The sequence below is a fragment of the Nocardioides pelophilus genome, from assembly GCF_014180685.1.
Taxonomy (GTDB): Bacteria; Actinomycetota; Actinomycetes; order Propionibacteriales; family Nocardioidaceae; genus Nocardioides; species Nocardioides pelophilus.
On sequence record NZ_JACEHF010000279.1, the window covers coordinates 1 to 2,372 of the forward strand.

Genomic DNA, 2,372 nt, shown 5'->3' on the forward strand with positions numbered 1-2,372 from the left:
CGCGGGCCTCGCGCTGCTCGGGCGCCTCGGCGGGCGGCGGCGGGGTGTCCCACGGCGTCACCCACCCGCTCGGCGCGGGCTCGGACGGCATCGGGTCGGTGAGCGGGTCTCCCCCGGTCGGCATCTCCATCGCGGGCTCCTCCGGCATCGACCCACCCACCGGGGCGGACTCGTCGAAGGGCGAGGGCTCGTCGAGCGGCGAGGGCTCGTCGGTCGCGGTTTCCTCCGCGGGCTCCTCGGCCATCGCGGGCTGGACCGGCTCCTCGGCAAGGTCGGACGCAGGCTCGTCCGCGGCGGGCTCGTCCGCGGCGGGCGCGAGGTCGTCGCCCGCCATGCCGCCGAACGGGGCAGCGACCACGACGGCGCCGGCGTCGTCGGCGGCCACGTCATCGGCGGCCACGTCATCGGCAGCTGCGTCGTCGACTGCCTCCGGCTCCGCCTCGGCGGGCTCCTCCGGGGCCGCGACCGGCTCGACGTACGGCGGTCGATCGATCCGGCCGACCCGCACCAGACCGGTGACGATCCCGAAGTCGGTCGGGGGGCGTTCGTCGGCGGGATCGGCCTCCTCGAGGACGACGGACAGGGCCGTCACGCCCTCGACGCTGCGCTCGACCCAGGTGCCGCTCGCGGCGCCGTCGATCGTCACGTCCTCGGCGTCGGTCGTGAGCGAGGCGCTGACCCCGGCGCCGCGCAGCAGCACGCGGGTGGGGCCTTCGTCGGTGCTCACCAGCACGAAGCCGGGCAGCCGGCTCAACCCGGAGGCGAGCAGCGCGTCGAGGACCTCGTCGAAGGCGGCGCCCCCGTCGACGAGCGACCAGACGCCGATCACCTGGTCGCGCTGCGACTCCGGCAGCAGCACCGTCACCCGCGGCCCGAAGGCCGCGAACCACGGTCCGGCGCGATAGGACCAGGCGTCTGCTGCTCCGGTTGAGCTCATCGCACTCATGGGTGTGCCCTCGTCTCCTGCGTCGTACTCGGCTGCCGCACGTCGGTGTCGTGCGGCCTCTCCCTGTCCAATCCCACCACATCCACGACCACGGCGGTCGCGTTGTCACGGCCACCGGCGGCGACCGCGGCAGCGACCACCTCGGCCGCGGCGTTCGACGGGTCCTCGTGCTCGCCGAGGATCCGGGCGATCGCCTCGTGCGTGAGCATTCCGCTCACCCCGTCGGAGCACAACAGGATCCGGGTGGAAACCTCGGCCGGGACCCGGAAGAGGTCCGGGCCGTGCCGCTCGGCGCCGCCGAGGGCCCGGGTGACGATGTGGCGGTCGGGGTGAGCACCGGCCTCGGCGGCCGCGATGGTGCCGGCGTCCACCAGCTCCTGCACCAGGCTGTGGTCGACGGTGACCTGCGTCAGCTCCCCCAGCCCGAACAGGTAGCCGCGGGAGTCGCCGAGGTTGGCGACCAGCCAGTGCGGCTCGTCCGCGTCGCTCACGAGGAGCGCCGCGACGGCCGTCGTGCCGGCGCTGAACAGCAGGTCGCCCGCGGCCTGGTGGACGGCGTCGTACTCCTCGATCCGGTCGTGGACGGCCTCCATCGCCTCCACGACGACGGCGCGCACCGTGGCGGCGTCGTACCCCGCCTCGGCCACGCGCGCGAACTCCTCCACGACGAAGGCGCTCGCGACCTCGCCGTGGTCGTGCCCGCCCATGCCGTCGGCGACGACGAACACCGGGGGCGCGACCAGGTGGGCGTCCTCGTTGGCCGCGCGGACCAGCCCGACGTGGGTGGCGGCGCCGGCGAGCAGGTCGACCTGGGTCACCGCTGGTGCCTCGTCGGTAGCGTTGCCCAGGTGGGCAGCGGAGCGGGACGACCGGCGGGGCACCGGTCACTGGCCGACCAGCTCCGGTCGTGGACCGACGAGCAGGTCAGCCAGCTGCTCGACCTGCGTCCGGACCTGACCACACCCGCTCCTCACGACTTCTCTCAGCTGGCTTCACGCGCCGCGATCAGGAGTTCCCTCGCCCGCGCCCTGGACTCGCTCACCCGGGGCGAGCTGTCCGTGCTTGATGCCCTGGTGGTCGCCGGACAAACCACCGACGCCGAGATCAGCACGTTGGTCCGAGCAGAGGAAGAGTACGTCGTCGCGGCGCTCGCCCGGCTGCGCGGGCTCGCGCTGGCCTGGGACTCACCCGAAGGCCTACGGGCGCTGACCGGCGTGGCCGACTGCCTGGTCGGCGGGCCCGAGGGCGGGGTGAGCGGACTGCGGCCCCGGTCGCCGAACGCACCGCCGGTCGAGGTCGTGACGACCCGGATCGGCGAGCTGTCCGCCGAGGCGCGGGCGATGCTCGACCACGTGATCGCCCAGGGCGGCGAGGCGACGGCGGGCGCCGCTCGCCGGACGGTGCGCCCCGAGGGCGCCGCGAGCCC

1 protein-coding gene and 2 pseudogenes are annotated in these 2,372 nt (G+C 74.8%); 1 reads left to right on the plus strand and 2 read right to left on the minus strand.

Going from position 1 to position 2,372, the window contains the following annotated elements:
- Together H0488_RS22875 and H0488_RS22880 are read right to left on the minus strand one after the other, a co-directional pair.
- Positions 1 to 946: pseudogene (locus H0488_RS22875) on the minus strand (hypothetical protein); the annotation flags it as partial.
- The gene (locus H0488_RS22880) at positions 943 to 1,764 is read right to left on the minus strand and encodes a PP2C family protein-serine/threonine phosphatase (RefSeq protein WP_183101485.1); all 822 of its coding nucleotides are present in this window, start codon (positions 1,762 to 1,764) and stop codon (positions 943 to 945) included. The gene H0488_RS22880 and the pseudogene H0488_RS22875, both read right to left, overlap by 4 nt.
- A 30-nt stretch (positions 1,765 to 1,794) precedes the next feature.
- Between H0488_RS22880 and H0488_RS22885 the strand changes: the two are divergent.
- A pseudogene (locus H0488_RS22885) lies at positions 1,795 to 2,372 on the plus strand (hypothetical protein); the annotation flags it as partial.